Annotated in this window: 13 protein-coding genes; 4 read left to right on the top strand and 9 right to left on the bottom strand. The window is 28.8% G+C overall.

Annotated features, from left to right (window positions below; genetic code table 11):
• Positions 1-19: 19 nt before the first annotated feature.
• From T514_RS25560 to T514_RS23885, 6 genes are all read right to left on the bottom strand, one after another.
• Entirely contained in the window at positions 20-1,342 is a 1,323-nt protein-coding gene (locus T514_RS25560; RefSeq protein WP_027623904.1) for an efflux RND transporter periplasmic adaptor subunit, read from the bottom strand.
• A 163-nt stretch (positions 1,343-1,505) separates the two neighbouring features.
• A complete protein-coding gene (locus T514_RS26045) occupies positions 1,506-3,317 on the bottom strand; it encodes a cell wall-binding repeat-containing protein (protein ID WP_084284320.1) in 1,812 nt (603 codons plus the stop codon).
• A gap of 290 nt (positions 3,318-3,607) precedes the next feature.
• Positions 3,608-5,362, bottom strand: coding sequence for a DUF5050 domain-containing protein (locus tag T514_RS0105685; RefSeq protein ID WP_027623903.1), 1,755 nt, complete (start codon positions 5,360-5,362; stop codon positions 3,608-3,610).
• Positions 5,363-5,839: 477 nt separating this feature from the next.
• On the bottom strand, positions 5,840-6,280 hold the full coding sequence (locus tag T514_RS0105680; RefSeq protein WP_027623902.1) for a hypothetical protein: 441 nt from the start codon (positions 6,278-6,280) through the stop codon (positions 5,840-5,842).
• Between the two features lie 88 nt (positions 6,281-6,368).
• Positions 6,369-10,481, bottom strand: a complete 4,113-nt coding sequence (locus T514_RS25555) for a cell wall-binding repeat-containing protein (RefSeq protein WP_027623901.1) — start codon at positions 10,479-10,481, stop codon at positions 6,369-6,371.
• A 517-nt stretch (positions 10,482-10,998) separates the two neighbouring features.
• Positions 10,999-12,012: an acyltransferase gene (locus T514_RS23885; protein ID WP_169735804.1), complete on the bottom strand. Its 1,014-nt coding sequence runs from the start codon at positions 12,010-12,012 to the stop codon at positions 10,999-11,001.
• Between the two features lie 239 nt (positions 12,013-12,251).
• Between T514_RS23885 and T514_RS0105665 the strand changes: the two genes are divergently transcribed.
• Positions 12,252-12,749, top strand: coding sequence for an SEC-C metal-binding domain-containing protein (locus tag T514_RS0105665; protein ID WP_027623900.1), 498 nt, complete (start codon positions 12,252-12,254; stop codon positions 12,747-12,749).
• A 211-nt stretch (positions 12,750-12,960) separates the two neighbouring features.
• Here the strand turns inward: T514_RS0105665 and T514_RS23880 are convergent, their stop codons facing one another.
• The 3 genes from T514_RS23880 to mnmM form a co-directional block, all read right to left on the bottom strand.
• Positions 12,961-14,010: a glycoside hydrolase family protein gene (locus T514_RS23880; protein WP_051541808.1), complete on the bottom strand. Its 1,050-nt coding sequence runs from the start codon at positions 14,008-14,010 to the stop codon at positions 12,961-12,963.
• 39 nt (positions 14,011-14,049) lie between these two features.
• A complete protein-coding gene (locus T514_RS0105655) occupies positions 14,050-15,024 on the bottom strand; it encodes a polysaccharide deacetylase family protein (RefSeq protein ID WP_027623899.1) in 975 nt (324 codons plus the stop codon).
• 102 nt (positions 15,025-15,126) lie between these two features.
• Positions 15,127-15,699, bottom strand: a complete 573-nt coding sequence (mnmM, locus tag T514_RS0105650; RefSeq protein ID WP_027623898.1) for a tRNA 5-(aminomethyl)-2-thiouridylate-methyltransferase MnmM — start codon at positions 15,697-15,699, stop codon at positions 15,127-15,129.
• Between the two features lie 207 nt (positions 15,700-15,906).
• Between mnmM and T514_RS25550 the strand changes: the two genes are divergently transcribed.
• From T514_RS25550 to T514_RS0105635, 3 genes are all read left to right on the top strand, one after another.
• Positions 15,907-16,473 (top strand): TetR/AcrR family transcriptional regulator, encoded by a 567-nt coding sequence (locus T514_RS25550; RefSeq protein WP_051541805.1) that lies wholly within the window; start codon positions 15,907-15,909, stop codon positions 16,471-16,473.
• 87 nt (positions 16,474-16,560) lie between these two features.
• Entirely contained in the window at positions 16,561-16,998 is a 438-nt protein-coding gene (locus T514_RS0105640) for a hypothetical protein (protein WP_027623897.1), read from the top strand.
• A 204-nt stretch (positions 16,999-17,202) separates the two neighbouring features.
• The gene (locus T514_RS0105635) at positions 17,203-18,096 is read left to right on the top strand and encodes an acyl-CoA dehydratase activase-related protein (protein WP_027623896.1); all 894 of its coding nucleotides are present in this window, start codon (positions 17,203-17,205) and stop codon (positions 18,094-18,096) included.

Raw genomic sequence — 18,096 nt, 5'->3', positions numbered from 1 at the left:
CATTAAATCCCTCCCTTAACTATTTTCTTGGTGAAACTATATCCCCTTCTTTTAAATTTTCAGGAGGGTTAATTACATATTTTTCTCCTTCTTTAAGCCCTTCTAAAACTTCTACATCATATTCTGTTTCTAATCCATTCTTTATGTATTTCTTAGAAACCTTATTATTTCCATCTACTACATACACATATTTTTCCTTTTTAGCCCTGTCTTCTTTAATTCCATCAAAACCAATTGAAAGTGATGAATTTTTTTCATTAAGAACAATTTCTGCATCGCCTTCATATCCTGCTCTTATTTTATCATCAGAATCATTTATAGTTACCTTTACATTTATTTTAAATTCCTGATTTCCTCCAGAATTTGCATTTGTATTTATCTTTGTTTGTGCAACCTGTCCAACTTCCGTTACTACAGCTGAATATTTTTTATCTATACCCTTTATCTTCACTGTAGCCTTTTGTCCATTTTTTAGATTAACAGCATCATATTGATTGATATCTAATGAAAGTTTATATTTAGAAATATCATCAATTATAATCATATCTCCTGTATTTGGATACTGATCCTCTTTTGCATCCATCTTTACTACTTTTCCGTCTACATTAGCTTTTACATTACAATCATTTATTTTATCTTGTAAACTCTTAATATCTGCTGCAATAATTGCTATTTGATTTCTTTGGGTTGCTATTTTATCCTGTGTACTTGCATTTGTATTTGATAAAGAATTCTTTGAATTTGTTAAAGCAAGTTCAGCATTTTTCACACTATTTTCAGCTTCTTTTAACGCCTTATCAGCTGCGTCATAATCATTTTTTGATATATATCCGCCTTGATATAATGTTTTATTTTGATCAAATTTTTTCTTTAAATCTGAATAATTATTTTTTGCATTTTGTAATGTTAATTCTGCCTGTTCAGCTGCATTTATCGCATTTTTTCTTTCATTTATAGTACTTGTACCTTGAAGTTGTGATAAAGTTAAATTAGCACTTTGGAGATTTAACTGTTGTTTTTCTAATTGAGTCTTATATTCCTTATCATCTAACTTAACTAAAATATCTCCCTTTTTAACCTTTTGTCCTTCTTTAACAAAAACTTTTATAACCTTTTGTGCTGGATTTAATATTATATCGTTTCTGTAATTTGCTTCAATATTTCCCGTTGCAGTAGTAGCTTGAATAAGTTTTTTCTTTTCAACTTTTCCAATATCTACACTAACAGATGTAGTTTTTTTGCTTTTTTTAGAATATATAACTCCTACTGTAGCTACCAAAACAATTATTAAAATAATAATTATGCTTTTTTTGCTTAATTTGAATTTTGCTTTCTTTTCCATGACTTCTCTCCCTTTTATATAAAAAATTATTTCCATATAAAATTATTCTAGCATATGGCATTTCTTATTTCTATATAAATAATATTAAATATTGCTTAAGAATTCCTTAAATATAAAAAACTCTGTACGCTTTCCATTTATGTACAGAGTTTTTTAAACAAATTTACTTTACTTCAAATATATATTCATTTTTATCCAATGGCATATTAGAAGTATCTACTACTCTTAAATCATTGTCTGCTGGAAATATTAATGTATGCTTTCCCTTATTTAGTGATGATTTAATTTCAATTATTATTCCATTGACAATATCCATATTATCACCATTGATATTGTTAATACTAGAAATCGGTCCTATTTCCTTTATAATATCCCTTGAGGAATCTAATGTTTCTCCATCTAATTTAAAGTTCTTTGCCTTAGATAAACTTTTATAATCTACTCCCTCACTAAAAGTAATACATATTCTGCTATTATCTATGGCTTCTACTTTTTCCACAGTTGGTTCCTTCTTGTCTATTACTAACAATGTTTTTTCTGCTTGTTCTATATCCTTACCAGTTTCTTTATCCTCTATAAAGTTTCCTTTAACTGTAAATGTTATATTAGTTCTTTCTTTCAAAGGTTTTTGAAATGTTATAAGAACAGATTTTTTATCTTCTAAAACATTAGCTGTTCCACTATTCCCCTTCAAATCAGCACCATCTAATTGATATGCTCCTAAGTTTTCTGCTAAATTTTTATTTATCTCTTTAGCAAAATTAATTTTTATTTGATGTAAACTTAAAATTTTTATTGATTCTACACTATTAAATTTCGAGGTGTTAGCTTGGCCTTGTTCTTTATTATTATTTGTTTCATCCTTATCGTTACTATTTGCTTCATCTTTATTATTATTATTATTTGATCCATCTTTGTTTTCGTTATTTACTTCTTCCTTTTTAGAATTTATCTCTTCTGCTTTATTTTTTAATTCACTTTCTATAAAAGCATCTACAGAAGCTCCTCCTCCTACAATAGTAACCTTGTTATTACTATTCATATTTTCCTTTATATATTGATTTGCAGCCTGTTTACTTATATCTGTAGTACCTAATCCACTTAAAACTAATGGTGATCCGTATTTTGCTGCTACCGCTGAAGCAACTAAAGCATCTGCAAATTTATGTTTACTATCATTTCCTCCAGCAGCTACAAATATATTCTCAAATTTTAATTCATTTTTAAAATAATCTAATACATTTAAATTGGTAGCAAACCTATCCGCACCTTTAGCAATTCGTTCAGCTCCTATCTGAGATAAGACCTTCTCTGGAAGAACACCTTCCCCTCCTACTGCTTTAACTTCCAATCCCTGTACTGCTTCTTTTACTACCTTCGGAACTTCATTTTTATTTCCAAATAAAACTGGATATCCTTTTGTAGCTGCAATAGATGCTACTGATAGTGCATCTGCATAGCCTTCAGCACTTACAAGAATTGCCTTTGTAGCATTTGTTTTTTCTAAAACCTTTTTAGCTACTGCAGCATTTGTACCATATCTTCCATCCTTAGGATCTCCTGATATTCTTTCTACTGCATAACTTTTAGCTAAGTTATCTTCTAATTCCTTTGTTACAACCCCTTGTCCACCAACTATGTATACTTTTTTTGTTCCAAGCTTCCATAAAGTCTCTAGCAAGCTTACATAAGGATTTTTTGTATTATCCACTAGAAGTATTGGTGCATTTAATATTTTTGCAAGTGGCGCTGCACTTACTGCATCAGCATAGCCAAGTCCGTTTACAATTACTACATTTTCAGCTTTACCAAAAGCTTGTGTTGCCACATTCTGGGCTGTTACAAATCTATCTGCGCCAAACATTCTTTCTACTGATGTTGCCGCCTTAGCCTTTGTTAATGGTACTAATGTAGATGTTAAAATAAATGTAGTAACAAGACTACTTACAAGTGCTTTTTTATTTCTCTTTTTCATGAAAAGACCTCCCATATTACTAAAGTGCAATGCACTTTTTAATTAACAATAACACAACTAATTTTATTCATTAATATTACAGAAAAATTTAAAATTGAAAAAATAAAAATATATGCTTCCCCATCAGTAAATTTTACCACATAGAGAAGCTTCTTTATATAATATACCTGTTTTCATTAAGTTATTCAAGAGATTTATGTTATATATCCTGTATCTAGAATACAAAAGAAGGATAAACTCTTTAGTTTACCCTTCTTTCATTTATCTTCCTCTATTTTTATCCTCAAGCATTAAATTCTTGCTGTATAATATGCTATCATGTTATTCTTTTCATCAAATAACATTACAGTTCCATAGTCATGTCTAGTCATTCCAGGTTCTTCAAAATTAAGCATTTCAAAATGAGTAATTAAAGGAGTTCTGTCAGGAATTTCTGATGCTATACTCTTTAATCTATCTAACTCATAATCATATGGAGTAGTAATCAAAACAAAAGCTTTTACTTTATTTTTTATATCTAAAGGTAACTTATTTATATCTAAATCCATAACTGTTGCACTTTGTTCTGTTCCAGGATTCTTATAATGTATATTTATTATTCCACTTTCTAGTTTCACTACAGAATCTATATTTATATTACTGGATCCATTTAAATATTTCCAATATTCTTGTTGATTCTGTCCATCTTTTCCTATTCTCATTCTAATTTCCCAATTCATGCTTCCATTATCATCATATAAATTATAATATATGGCATCATTTAAAACATTTATTCCTCTAAAATATTCCTTATTTAATTCAGTACTTTCTGTTCCATCTATTTTCATCTTATATAAAGTACCTACTTGTTTTGGAATTGATTCACTTCCTACATAAATAGTTTTGGAAGCTGATTCATTAGCAAAGTATATCCATCCATCATTTATATTCATATATTCTGCTTTATTATCGCTTACTTTTATGTCATTACTACCATCTAATGATACTTTATAAATTTTATTATTATCTGAATAGTTAATGTAATAAACATCATTACCTACAGTAATTATATTATGTGCTTCTTTTTCTGTAAGTACTATTTTATTAGATCCATCTAAATTTATTTTATAAATAGCTCCTAAAAATTTTGAATTAAATCCATTATGTATTTCTTTTCTTTCTCTTTTAGTATAAACTATCTTATCCCCTACCACATTAAAAAATTCTACAGGATCTTCTGTAATTACAACTTTATTTTGTCCATTTATATCACATCTACAAAGCTTATAATTATCAACCATACTTACATAATAAATATTTTTATCTGAAGCTATATACTGCCATACACCTTCAACTATCTTTTTACCCTCTCCACCACTTGTACTCATTTTATATAAGTTATAAATATATGAATTATCTGGATTTATACCATTTATATCTTGTTCATAAACTTTGTAATATATATTATCTTTAACCACATTTATTCCTGATACATCCGTTACCTCTTTATCAGTAAATCTAGTTACTTCCTTAGTATTTTTATTATATTTGCCTATATATCCTTCAAATGTATTTGAATATTGTCCACATATAAAGTAAACATTATTAGCATCTTCAGCTACCCAAGAATCATTTATACTATTTCCAATTGTATTTCCAAATATTCCATCCTGTTCTATCGCTGCAGAATTTTCTATTATAAAATTCAAATATACATTTCTCTTTAGTTTTACATCCTTATCATTTCTAACATTATCATTTAATGATAGTATATAACTTTCTCCCATTTTATATCCACCTTCCGGAGGTAAAACTAATACCGTTTTTTTATCTTCCCCAAGTTTTAATGTTACAGGAACAGACTGTCCTTTGCTATCCTTTACTGTAATATTTACCTTAGTTTGTTCATCAAACTTTACTACATGAGTAAATTCTATTGTCCATATTTTGTTTGAAGCCACACTATGCTTTTCGTCGGTTATAACAAAACTTTTTGCTGATACTTGTACACTTAAAATCAAAGTCATACATAGCATTAATAACATTAGTTGAAAGTTCTTTTTCATTCTCTTCTCTCCTCCACGTTTCATCTTTAGCATAATTAACCATTATATATATTATTATAAATTTACCCCGTAATCAACATATTTTTCATCATATTTCAATAAAACTCATTTATCTATAACCACTGTGATTTTAAATTTTCTCTTTTAAAATATATGATTTCAATTTTATTAAATATTAATTTCACTGTCCGTTGTATATACAACACAAAAAGAACTAATCCCCCAAAAAGGATTAGTTCCCTATGAAATGTATGTATTAAATTTTTCAGTCATTGATGTGAACTGACTATTTTATGATTTTTGATTTGAATTTATTTTGATAGGTTTCGGATTTGATAGGTTTTTATTGTCCATTCTTAACTGTCAATTATTTAATTTCCGCTCATTTATCTAAATTTGAGAAGGATACCCAAAAGGCTATCCATCTCTTGTTCACATCCCCCACGGATCTTAGAAAACCCTTAGGGTCAGATTTCTCTAATAAATTCTCATTACATCAAAACGCTCTTCGTTTTTTATAATTTGTCCTTCTTTTACTTCACCATTTTCTTCTATCATGGTCTGGATCATATCACTTATAAATATCATATCATCATATTTTGCATTTTCAGTAAACTTATTTAAGTCAAATTGATCTCTATTTTCATTATATGATCTTACTATTTTTGAGAAATCTACATATTCATTTACTTTATTATCATAATAAGCCTTTACTTGACCAATTGCTAATTTCTCTTCGAAATCAGTAAAAAGCTTTTTATCATTATTATATGATCTAATTAATTGAACCATATTATATTGATAATGTTGTCCTGCCTTAGTTTCAACAAGTAAATCTGTTGAAGCTGCTAAAACAGGATTTATTGTTAATAATGCCAAACATAGTGATATTATAGATGCCTTTATACTTTTTATCACAATATCATCCTTTATATTAGTTTATTTAATTTTAAGTTTTGGAGATTATATACAAATCTCCAAAACCTAACAATTTAATTTTTATAAACTATTTTACTGGAGTAACTACTACATCACTAGCTACAACAATCTCGCTTACTTCAAAAGTACCCACTACTGCTGCTGAGAACATATCTCCTTCTAATGTTGCATTTTCTCCTTTAATTGTTACAGTATACTTTGTTAAATCAGTAGCTCCATTTAATTTTACATATACCTTTGTTGATCCAAGCATAGGTACATTCTTCTCAGTTTTAACAACTGTTGCTGTTACTTCTGTAGGAGTAGTTGGCTTTTCTAAATCAGCAATTTTCTTTTCTGCTGCTTCTAAGACAGTAAGATTTGTTACTAATTTTTTCTGAGCATCTGTTAATTTATCATAAGCTGCTCTTGCTGCTACTACTTTATCTTTATCAGCTACTGTTAACTTATCTACTGCTGGTAGTTCAGTTATTGCTGCTGTTACTTTATCTGCTATATCTTTATCTGTTACAGCTTTATTAACTGATACTGTGTATTGGCATTCTGCATCTCCTGATTTAGCAACAATAATAGCTGTTCCTTCTTTTACTCCAGTAACTTTACCATTTTCATCAACTGTAGCTATATCCTTATTCTTTGATGTCCAAGTAACTGTTTTGTCTGTAGCATTATCTGGAGTTACTGTTGCTTTTAATGTTATATTTTGACCAATAACAACTTCTTTAGGTCCTTCTACTGTTACTTTTTCTGCGTTAACTAAAGTTCCTTTAACAACTTTAAATTTAAGTCCTTCTCCCTTTTCAGCTGATTGAGGAACGTATTTAACTTTATCGCCATTATCATCTTCATCGCTCTTGATATTCTGGCTATCAGCAACTTTTATTGTTATTTCTTCATTAATTTTTATGTCCTCTTCGAACTCATAAGTTACTGTATTACCTTTTACTATTGGATGACCAGCTACTTTTAATTTAGATTGTGAATTGCTTACAAATGTAAAGTCATCTTTATTTATACTATATGGATCTATTTTAGTATTGAACTTTATAGTTACTGTATCTTGATCTGCATCAGTAAACCAAGTCTTAAACTCATCTTGTTCATTAATTTTAATATAGTCATTACTCTTAGCATAAGATAATCTTGGAGCTATTTCATTTGTATCAACTTTTGTTGGGGAAGTAAAGTCTATTGGTTGTCCTGCATAATCTCTAATTGTTCCTTGTGTATCCATCTTTAAGTCTACACCAAAAGCTTTAACTAGTTCTGCATCTTTATCTGTAAATCTAAACTCAACAATTTCACCTCTTGCAGTCACACTAGTTGGTACAGCTCTACCAGGAACAGCATCTTCCTTACTTCCATCTACAAATGTGAAGCTTGTTTTACTCTCAACTTTATCAACAGCACCATCAAATCTAAGTTGAACTATTGCATCATCTCCACCGTCATTGTCTTTAAGAGTTACTGGATCGCTTGCTAAGTTAACTGTTGATTTACTATCAGCTTCTTGTATTTTCACTGTTTCATCAGCATCCATCTTAACTCCATTTATGGATTCAACATCTTTTGTAATAATTATGCTCTTTACTGTATTGGATTTGCTAGTATTAGTATCAGGTGTAAGAACTTTGTAACTATCTTCTGGGAATTCAATTGTTACAGTCTTATTATCTGATGCTACTGATATTTTTGAATCTGATGGTAATACTTTAACTTTGTCATCTGCATCTTTGTATTTGTAACTTTCAAGTTTATTTATAGTTGATACTTTCATTTCCTGATCAAATATAACAACTGCTTTATGTCTATTCTTTTCTCCCTTTACAGTTACAACTTTCTTTATAGTTGGAACAACATCTGATCCGTTTATTGGGAATGTTGCTTCATCCATAATATTTCCAGCTAAGTCGATGATATTTTCAATTTTAAGTGTATATTTTGATCCACCTAATTTTTTACCATCTTTTAATGTGATATCATACATATCATCGCATCCGGCAACTTGCTTTGGTTCTTCAATAGAAACCTTATTTCCCTTTGAATCTTTCAATGTATAATTTGATGTATTTTGAGCAACGCTCTTCTTTACATCCTTACTGAATATAACTCTTATAGTTGAATCATCAACAGTTAATACATAATTAACTTTTGGTTTAACACTATCCTTTTCAGCAGTGAATGATACTCTTGTATTATCATCTACTTTATTACCATAAGCATCTTTAACTTTGTCAAGTATTGTAACAGTATTTGATCCTGTTAAAATCTTCTCAACTCCTGATAATTTTATCTGAGTATCTCCTTCTTTAGTTTCTGCTTTAACGTCAGTACCACTTAAATCACTACCATTTAATTGGAAGTTCTTTACATCACTTGCTGTCTTCTTGTCCATAGGTCTATCAAAATTGATGTATACTTTACCATCAGTTGAACCTGTTACTGATTTAACCTGTGGTCTTCCAGTTACTTTTTCAACTTTGAATTCTGTTGTAGATTCTTTCATGATCCATCCAGCTGCATCTACTAGGTAAGAATCTTTCTTTCCTTCTGGAGCCTTTAATTTATTATCGCCATCTTCTAAAGCTGAATCAAAGTAGAATTCAACTTTATTTACATAGTATCCAGCTGTTCCATTTGAAGCTTTTATTGAATTCTTTAATTTAGTATATAATAACTTACCATCTTTCATATCAGTATTATATCCTATTGAATCAATAGTTTCTCCATTTACTTCTAACTGCTGAGCTAAGGTTTTAACAGCTGCTTCTTCAGTAGAACCTTCTGCAAATACAGCTTCTGAGAATTCCACTGTTAACTTGCTGTTACCTTTTGCTGATACACTCTTTACTGTTGGTGCAGATGTATCTTTGAAAGTAACTTTCTTTTCTGCTTCTGGAACAAGTTTAGATCTATCTTCACTTAAAATACCTTTTCTAACTTTAATTGTTTTAGTCTTTTCTTGTGACTCAACCCTAGCTAAAGTTATTATAACTGTTCTTCCATCATCTTGAAGATCAGCTACAGCTTTATCTGAATTTAACTGTTCTCCATCTATTTCATAGTTAGCTACACTTTCAGCTGTATCTTCATCAACTTTAGAATCAAATACAACTTTTACCTGATTTAAGTTTAAAGCTTCCATGCTGCCAACTTCTGTTTTGTTGTCTGTTTTTTCACCTTTTACATCATTTTCTATGTCCTTGCTTACTGAAGCTTCTCCACCAACGATAGTAACCTTAGTATCATCTTTCATATGGTCTTTTACGTATTTAGTAGCTGCTGATACTTGAGTATCATTTGCACCATATCCAGTAAGAACAACTGGTGCACCATATTTAGCAGCTGCTGCTGATGCAACTAAAGCATCTGCGAAGTTTCTGTCTCCAGATCTTCCACCTGCTGCCATGAATATATTTTTAACATCTTTTAAATCTTCTTTGAAGTAATCTAATACTTTTAAGTTAGTATCAAATCTATCAGCACCGTTTGCTATTCTTGTAGCACTTACTGATGATATAACGCTGTCTGGTAAAACGCCTGCTCCACCAACTGCTACTAATTGTAATCCTTTAGCAGCTTCTTTAACTTCTGCTGGAACTTCTGCTGCGTTTCCAAATAATACTGGCATTCCTTTAGCTGCTGCTATGGAAGCTACTGATAAAGCATCAGCGTATCCTGCTGCACTTACAAGAACACCTTTAGTAGCTTTTGTAAGTTCTAATACTTTCTTAGCTACATTAGCGTTTGTTGCATATCTGTTTGATCCTGAAATTCTTTCTACTGTGAATGATTTTGCTAATTCAGTTTCTAAAGCTGTCTTAACAACTCCAGTACCACCAACTATAACTACTTTCTTAGCTTCTAATGAAGTTAAGCTAGCTAATAAGTCTGCTGATGGTTTTTCAGCATCATTAGTTAAAAGTATTGGTGCATTTAATGCTTTAGCAAGTGGTGTAGCACTTACTGCGTCAGCATATCCATATCCATTAACTAATACAACTGTTTCTGCCTTTCCAAATATCTGTTTTGCAACTTCCTGAGCAGTAGCTAATCTATCGCTACCCCCTGCTCTTTCAACTGTAGCTGCCGCTTGTACATTTGTAGCAGTTAAAGTTGAAGTTAATATTAAGCTCATAACTGTAGCACTTGCTAGTGCTTTGTGGCTTCTTTTACTCATAATTATGATAACCTCCTCATTTAAGTGAAATTAATTTAATTTGTATATATAAAAAATTTTTATATATTTATATATAACTAACCTTGTGGTTAAAAACACTACCTGATGAATAATATCTTATAATATGATTATTATTCACCAAATGGTAATTTTAAACTTAATGGTTATTATAGCATAAAGCTGCAAGCTTTTCTATACTTTCTAAAAAGATTTTCATTTTTTATTTTTGTAATACATCCGGATATAAATTATGTACTCCACATTTTTCATTAATTTGAAAATTAATTTTTCCCTAGTATTTTTAACCTCATGTACTATTATACAACACATATTACAATATTTCTATAGTTTTTTCCTTAGAAATTGTATCCATAATTACCATGGTTGGTTTTATTATTTTACTTAATTTTACTTTGATAGCTTAATTATTCTACATAAACTTAATAATTCCTTCTAAACATCAATATTTATTTGTAAAATCTAGAATCTTTAAAGTTAAGTCCCCCCCATTTTTACATTAGTTGTTAAAAACCTTAAATATATTAGACTTTATTCTCTTATATAGCTCTGCAAAAATTATTGGCATAATCGTACAAAATATTACAGCAGATATAAGAAAATAAATACTCCCTATTTTTAAATTTAAACTTCTAAACCACTTCATGTAATAGTAGAGTATAAATGGATGTGCTAGATATATTATATAAGAATTATTCGTTATATTTTTTAAAAGCTTAAATAAAATTTGGTTATTATAATTTAAAGAAAAAACAAAAATGGTAAATATTATAGAATAAAGTATTATAGATGGTCTTATGAAAGTGGTACAATAATCTAAGTTTTTCCCTATTTTAAGTCCATAGAAACTTTCCCACAATATTACAATTGTGCATAGTAATAATATGCCTCCCAATAACTTTTTATGCTTTTTACTTTTTTTAATGTAATACTGTAATTTTGAGGTTAAATATACACCCAATACAAAATAAAAAAACCAAAACACTACATTTCTTTTAGAGTAAAAATCCAAGGCTAAATTAGGATTATTAAAATAATGCGCTGTTGTAGTTATTCCTACTGATATTAAAAACGCTATAAAAAGCCCAGCTTTTTTTTTCATACCTATATATAATACGGGAAAAATAATGTAAAGTTTGATAATCATGGGCATAAAATACAAATGATAAAAAATTTTATCCCCTTTTAAAAATAGATTTGGCCAAAGATTATAATTGTAATTTTTATTTATTATTACTAAATATATTATTCCCCATATAATATATTCAGGTACTAACTTACTTAATCTTTTCTTATAGAACTTTAAATATCCATCGTCTTTTTTATAACTTAAACCTAATCCTACTCCTGATAATAAAACAAATAATGGCACAGAAAATCTAGCTATCTGATTTAATATCAAGGCTATTTTATATGTAAAATCAAAAATTTTAATATTGGCCATGGTGTAGGCTGACACATGAATTAAAACTACAGCTACAGCCCCTAGTGCTTTTCCCGCATCTATTTCCATAATAGTAGTCTTTCGTCCCAAATTTATCACCACACTCCATTTTTTTCTTAATATAGCTATTATATCATATAGTAATTTACTTTTATTTATTGATTTTTTCTAATATTATGTTAAACTAATTTTATGATTTAATTTCAATACTAATGTTTTTCTTTAATTCAAATAATTAAGTTGAAAATCCATGAAGCTTTATATTATAATGATTAATGGAATTATACTTAGTAAAAGGAGAATAAGATATGAGCTTATATAATGAATGGAAAAATTTAGTTGTATATTTTGTAAAGACTTCCGGCGAAGAGGAGTTTTGGAATGAATATGCTTCTATTGAAGAAAAAATAACACCTCAAATTATTAAAAACTACAAAACTACTATGAAAGGAAATATTAAAGACTTAGCTAAAAACTTTGATGTATCCTTAATTTCTTTTGTTGGTTTTATTGATGGTATAAATTCTTCTCTAAATAATCCGATAAATTTAGAAGACATAACTGAAGATTCAGAAATAGCGTTAGATATAAATTTTGAAAAATTATACATAAATATGCTTCAAGCTGGAACAGAATATCTTTATAATTTGCCAGAATGGAATCTTATTTTTGGAAAAGATAAAATAACAGAACTAAAGCTTACCTATGGAGATGAAAAAACTTTAGTATCTCCTAAAAAAATAGGTAGAAATGAACTTTGCCCTTGTGGTAGTGGTAAGAAATATAAAAATTGCTGTGGTAAGTAATAATTCCTAATCACTTAATACCCTGAGTTTTATATTTCTTCTCCTTTGCTTATAGATGATAGCCAAGAAAAAATGACCGTGTCAAAATAAAATTTTGACACGGTCATTTTTTTAGAGTACAAACCGCAGATCACAGAGTACGAATAAGGAGGATTTTTCTTTATATTCACTCTTCTATTTTCACTAATATAAAAAGACCATTTCTAGCCTTTTATATAGATTGCATATTATTAGCTACACCATTCATTTCTGTTACTCCTATATGCCATCTTCCCCATAAATCTTGAGCTGAATAATAAATTTTATATTTATTTTCTACTTGTACTAGAGAAGAACGATAAATTATACTATTGTCCCAACTAAATATGCCTTTGGAAGGAACTACTACATCTATAGTTTTTCCAAAATTAAGTCCATCATTAGAAATAGCATGTGATAATAATAAATTTTTTCCAAAAGCCTTATAATAATTAGATATTAGCATTTCATATCCCCTATTTGTTTTTGTTACATCAATATGCCATGGATAGCAGCCCTCATCTAGTTTTATATTAACTTGTCTAATATTTTGCCATTTAATTGAATCTTTGCTTTCTGCATACTTTATTATTGTACCTTTTTTAGTATAAGATACATACCACATCTTGTATATATTATTTTCATATATTATTGCTGGAGATATGCACAGCTTTTTATCACTATATACAAAAACTGGCTTGCTCCACTTTATTCCATCCTTAGATGTAATTTTATATATATAATCCTGACTACTAGGATTTCTTCTTGGTGTACCCTTATTTACCCTATACCAAAGTTCCATAGAATTATTTTTATAATTTAGTACTAAATGAGGATCACTATTATGGCCTCCCATTTTTGCATCCTTTGGTGTTGGAATAATAGGGTTTTTTAACCCTTTAGGCATTGTCCAATTAAATCCATCATTTGAAGCTACTATAGATGGATTTTCATAATCAGGTATAGTATTAGGATAAGGAGTATATGTCATCCAATATTTATATCCATTCCAGCTATTAGGTATATATAATACTTTAGGATGATTGCTTTGATTACTCCCATCATAAGTAGGTATTCTTAAATACGTTCTTGCATTTTTACAATATACTTTACTGTATTTTTTTATTTCAATCTTTTTAGATTTTGTATTTGCATTTACCTTTTGACTAGGAAATATTACACTTGTAGTAGCAAATATAAATAAAAATAAAGCTGTTAATTTTATTAAATATTTTCTTTTCATGATATTTCACCACTCTTATTCTTAAAATAATTTTTTAATTTACTGTAATGTCCTAAATTCATATCCTTGAGCCTTTAAATATTCAATTATTTCTGGTAAAGCTTCTACTGTACTTTGTTTTCCAGGTGCATCATGCATTAAAATATATAAAGTCTTTTGCCCTGCAGCTGTTTCCTTAAGTCTAGCTATAAGTTTTTCTTTTCTTACATATGGTGCTTCTGCATCACCATTTAGCGCATTCCAATCTACATAGTGGTAACCTGCATTAGTTACTGCATTCTTATAAGCTGTTCTTCCAAAAGAACCTCCTGGGAATCTAATAAGTTTTGAATTGTATTCCCCTATAATCGATGTTACTACATTTTCACCTTTCTTTAAGTCATTAATAAAGTTTGATGTACTAGAGTATATCTTTTTATAATCATGAGAATAAGTATGATTTGCTATAACATGTCCCTCATTCTTTTCCCTCTTTAAAAGTCCTGGATTTTCTCCTGCCATAGAACCTATTACAAAAAATGTAGCCTTAATATTTTTTTCCTTTAAAATATCTAATATTTGAGGAGTTATTTTATAGCTTGGTCCATCATCAAAGGTTAAATAAGCTATTTTATCTCCTTCACTATTTTCATTCTTCACTGCTTCATTCTTTTTCTTTTCTTCTTTGTTTTTATTATTTTCAACTTGTTCCTTTTTTGCGGCTTCTTTCTTTTCATTTTCTTCTTTAACCTTATCTATCTCAGCGGTATCTTTCCCTTTCTTTTCCTCTGTCTTGTTCTGTTCCTTTTTACTTTCATCAATTTTAGCTTGTACATCACTTGCAGTATTTTTATTTGCATCTACACTATTAGTAGGAGAAACAGTTTTATTTCCACCTAAAAATGTAGTTAAAGTATGATTGCTGCTATTAAAAAATTTATATCCTAGTATGGCAGATACTGCTATAAATATTACAAAAAACATCATACCTTTAAATTTACTTTTTTTCCTTTTCCTATTTCTAGTCCTTTTCATGGTTCATCCCCCTATTATTTGTTCTCTTCTTTTGTACTTTTATATTAACATTTATATTTACGAAATTAGTAACAAAAACCTTACAAATTAATAAAATTTGATTTACAATCTTTTCTCTATACATATTAATTCAGGAGGATTATTTATTTGATTCGTAAAACTTAAATTTATTACATTATATTGCTTCTGATTTAACGAAGAAGTAAACTCCTTTAAAAGTATCTTTTCTTCCTTTCCTTCTTCATGACCATGATATATAACTAAAATCACTATTCCATTTTCTTTTAAAATCTGTAATGCTTTTTTCACAGCTATTACTGTGGTTTCGCCTTTAGTAGTTATATTACGTGCTCCATTAGGTAAATACCCCAAATTAAACATTATAAGTTGTATATCCTCTTTTACATACTTGTCCAAATTTTCATGTCCATCTAAAATTAGTTGAACAAAATGTTTCATGTTTTTTTCTTTTAGTTTTTCTTTAGTTTTTTCTAAAGCACTTTTTTGAACATCAAAGGAATATACCTTTCCATCTTCTCCTACTAATTCTGCTAAAAACACAGTATCATTGCCGTTTCCAGCTGTAGCATCAACTACAATATCCCCTCTGCTTAATTTTATCTTGCATATCTCTTTTGCCAAATTCATTGAATTAGTAAAAAAATTTTTCTTCATTTATTTCTCCCCTTTTGCTCTATGTGATAATATTTACATATACAATACTATCATACATTCTATGTAAACTCTCACATTTACACCCATAATTGATATGGCATTTTACTTATTTGCTGATTATATATTGACATTGGTCTGGTATTGTTCTAAAATGAATTATTATTCACATAGCGTCAATAATACCTACTACAAAGGGGGGCGTTTTTTTTGCCAAAGATAATAAAAGACTTAGAAAGTACTATCTTTAATATTTCTATGAAATTATTTTCAGAAAAAGGATATGAAGAAGTAGATATGAAAATGATTGCCCAAAAATGCGGCATAGCTGTAGGCACACTTTATAATTATTATCCAAATAAAAAAGAACTTTATATAGCTACATTAAAATCAAGTTGGGATAACACTTTTAATAAATTTGAGGAATTAAAAACTCTGTCATTAAGCCCTAAAGAAAAAGTAGGAAAAGCCTTATTAGTGCTTTATGAGGACATTGAAAAAAGAAAGGGGCTTGGAAAAGAGCTATTAAATAAAAATGCAAAAGATTTAAGTGAAGATATTAGGGTTTTAGAGTTTAGAGAAAAGCTTATAAAAAATTTAGAATCATATATATCTTGCTTAGAAAAAAAGGATGACTTTAAAAATACTACAGGAATAAATGAAAAACTAGCAGAAACTTTTTTACTAGCTATTCCTTTAATCATCAATTCTCATCATAACGAAAAAGAGGAAAATATTAAATTTCTAAATGGAATACTACAGGCATTTATTTCGTAAAAAATTGCATGTCATTTTTTTATAACTCCTATTTTGTGGCAGTCCATCATATAATAAAGTGATACTAATGTTTAGGAAATAACTTATATGGCTGATAAAAATATAAACGAAAATATCATAGAAAATGTTCCAGAGGACACTAGTAAAGATTCTACTAATGATACTACTTCTAATACCTCTGCTACTACTATAGACGATTCACTAACAAAACTCACTTCAAAACTTCAAACTATAAATACTCTTAGAGAAGAGCTTATAAAACTAGAACTAAACCCTGAAGGAAGGTTGTATTTTAATAATGATATAGTTCCCCTTCTTACTATTTTATATCAGTTAGCAACAACTTCAGTTGATTTATCCACCTCAGCTAATATATTATCTTCTTCCTATCTAATAAAACCAAACAAGTCTAAACTTAAAGATACTTTTAGGCTGATTTACGATATGAATGAACAGTGTGATGATGTTTATAAATTATTAGAAAAAAAAATTGAAGTACTTATTAACATATACTGCAAATCATAAATAGTCACTTGTGAAATATTTTCACCAAGTGACTATTTTATTTAAAATTTCACTTCACCTTTTTTGCGCAACCCCTTCACCATATCCATTCTATTATCCATACATTATCACCTAAATTTATACCATAAGTGAATAATATCTTTCCAATTGGCTAAAATGTGAAATGTATTTATAAACACATGATATTTTATAAGGAGAAATTTTATGAGAATTGGTATACCTAGAGGATTATTATTTTATAAGTATTATCCCTTCATTACAACCTTTTTTAAAGAATTAGGTTGCGAAATAGTATTATCTCCAGAAACAGACAAGGAGATATTAAATTTGGGAAGTAAATATTCTGTTGATGAAGCTTGTTTACCAATAAAGGTCTTTCATGGTCATGTGGCCTATCTAAGAAATAAGTGTGACATCATATTTCTTCCTAGAGTAATGCAGTTAAGAAAAAGAGAATATATATGCCCAAAGTTTTGTGGGTTACCTGAAATGGTTATAAACAACATACCAAATATGCCCAAAACTATTAATTTTCCTATTTATGCTTTCTCTCAAAAAAGCCTAAAAAAGTGGGCTGTTAAAACTGGTTTTTTATTTACTAAAAATTACTTAAAAATTCAGCAATGTTTTATTGATGCTTTATCTGTTCAAAAAAATTTTTTACCAGGAATTAATGATACAGATTATGAACTAAAAGTAGCGTTAGTGGGCCATCCTTACAACATATATGATAATTTTGTAAATATGGAACTAGTGTCCAAACTTCACAAAATAGGTGTGGGAGTAATTACAGAAGAATATATAGAGGAAGATTTCATAGATAAAGAAGTAAAAACTTTATTTAAAAGACCTTTTTGGACTTTCACCAGAAATTCCTATGGTTTTTCCTCTTATGTAGGAATCAATAAAAAGGTGGAAGGAATCATTTATCTTTCTTCCTTTGCCTGCGGAACGGATTCTGTAACTATAGAGTTTATAAAAGATAGACTACCCAAATTTCCCATATTGGTTTTAAAAATAGACGAGCATACTGGTGAAGCTGGTTTTGACACAAGAATTGAGGCTTTTGTTGATATGCTTCAAAGAAGAGCTTTATAA

The organism is Clostridium lundense DSM 17049, from assembly GCF_000619945.1.
GTDB classification, from domain to species: domain Bacteria; phylum Bacillota; class Clostridia; order Clostridiales; family Clostridiaceae; genus Clostridium_AO; species Clostridium_AO lundense.
This window is presented reverse-complemented; position numbering and strand designations above follow the sequence as displayed.

Bases quoted from the DNA above. Each gene is read 5' to 3' on its own strand.
- T514_RS23885 (WP_169735804.1), bottom strand. From the start codon at position 12,012: ATGGAAATAGATGCGGGAAAAGCACTAGGGGCTGTAGCTGTAGTTTTA.
- mnmM (WP_027623898.1), bottom strand. From the start codon at position 15,699: ATGAAGAAAAATTTTTTTACTAATTCAATGAATTTGGCAAAAGAGATA.
- T514_RS25555 (WP_027623901.1), bottom strand. From the start codon at position 10,481: ATGAGTAAAAGAAGCCACAAAGCACTAGCAAGTGCTACAGTTATGAGC.
- T514_RS0105665 (WP_027623900.1), top strand. From the start codon at position 12,252: ATGAGCTTATATAATGAATGGAAAAATTTAGTTGTATATTTTGTAAAG.
- T514_RS0105655 (WP_027623899.1), bottom strand. From the start codon at position 15,024: ATGAAAAGGACTAGAAATAGGAAAAGGAAAAAAAGTAAATTTAAAGGT.
- T514_RS26045 (WP_084284320.1), bottom strand. From the start codon at position 3,317: ATGAAAAAGAGAAATAAAAAAGCACTTGTAAGTAGTCTTGTTACTACA.
- T514_RS0105685 (WP_027623903.1), bottom strand. From the start codon at position 5,362: ATGAAAAAGAACTTTCAACTAATGTTATTAATGCTATGTATGACTTTG.
- T514_RS25560 (WP_027623904.1), bottom strand. From the start codon at position 1,342: ATGGAAAAGAAAGCAAAATTCAAATTAAGCAAAAAAAGCATAATTATT.
- T514_RS0105635 (WP_027623896.1), top strand. From the start codon at position 17,203: ATGAGAATTGGTATACCTAGAGGATTATTATTTTATAAGTATTATCCC.
- T514_RS23880 (WP_051541808.1), bottom strand. From the start codon at position 14,010: ATGAAAAGAAAATATTTAATAAAATTAACAGCTTTATTTTTATTTATA.
- T514_RS0105640 (WP_027623897.1), top strand. From the start codon at position 16,561: ATGGCTGATAAAAATATAAACGAAAATATCATAGAAAATGTTCCAGAG.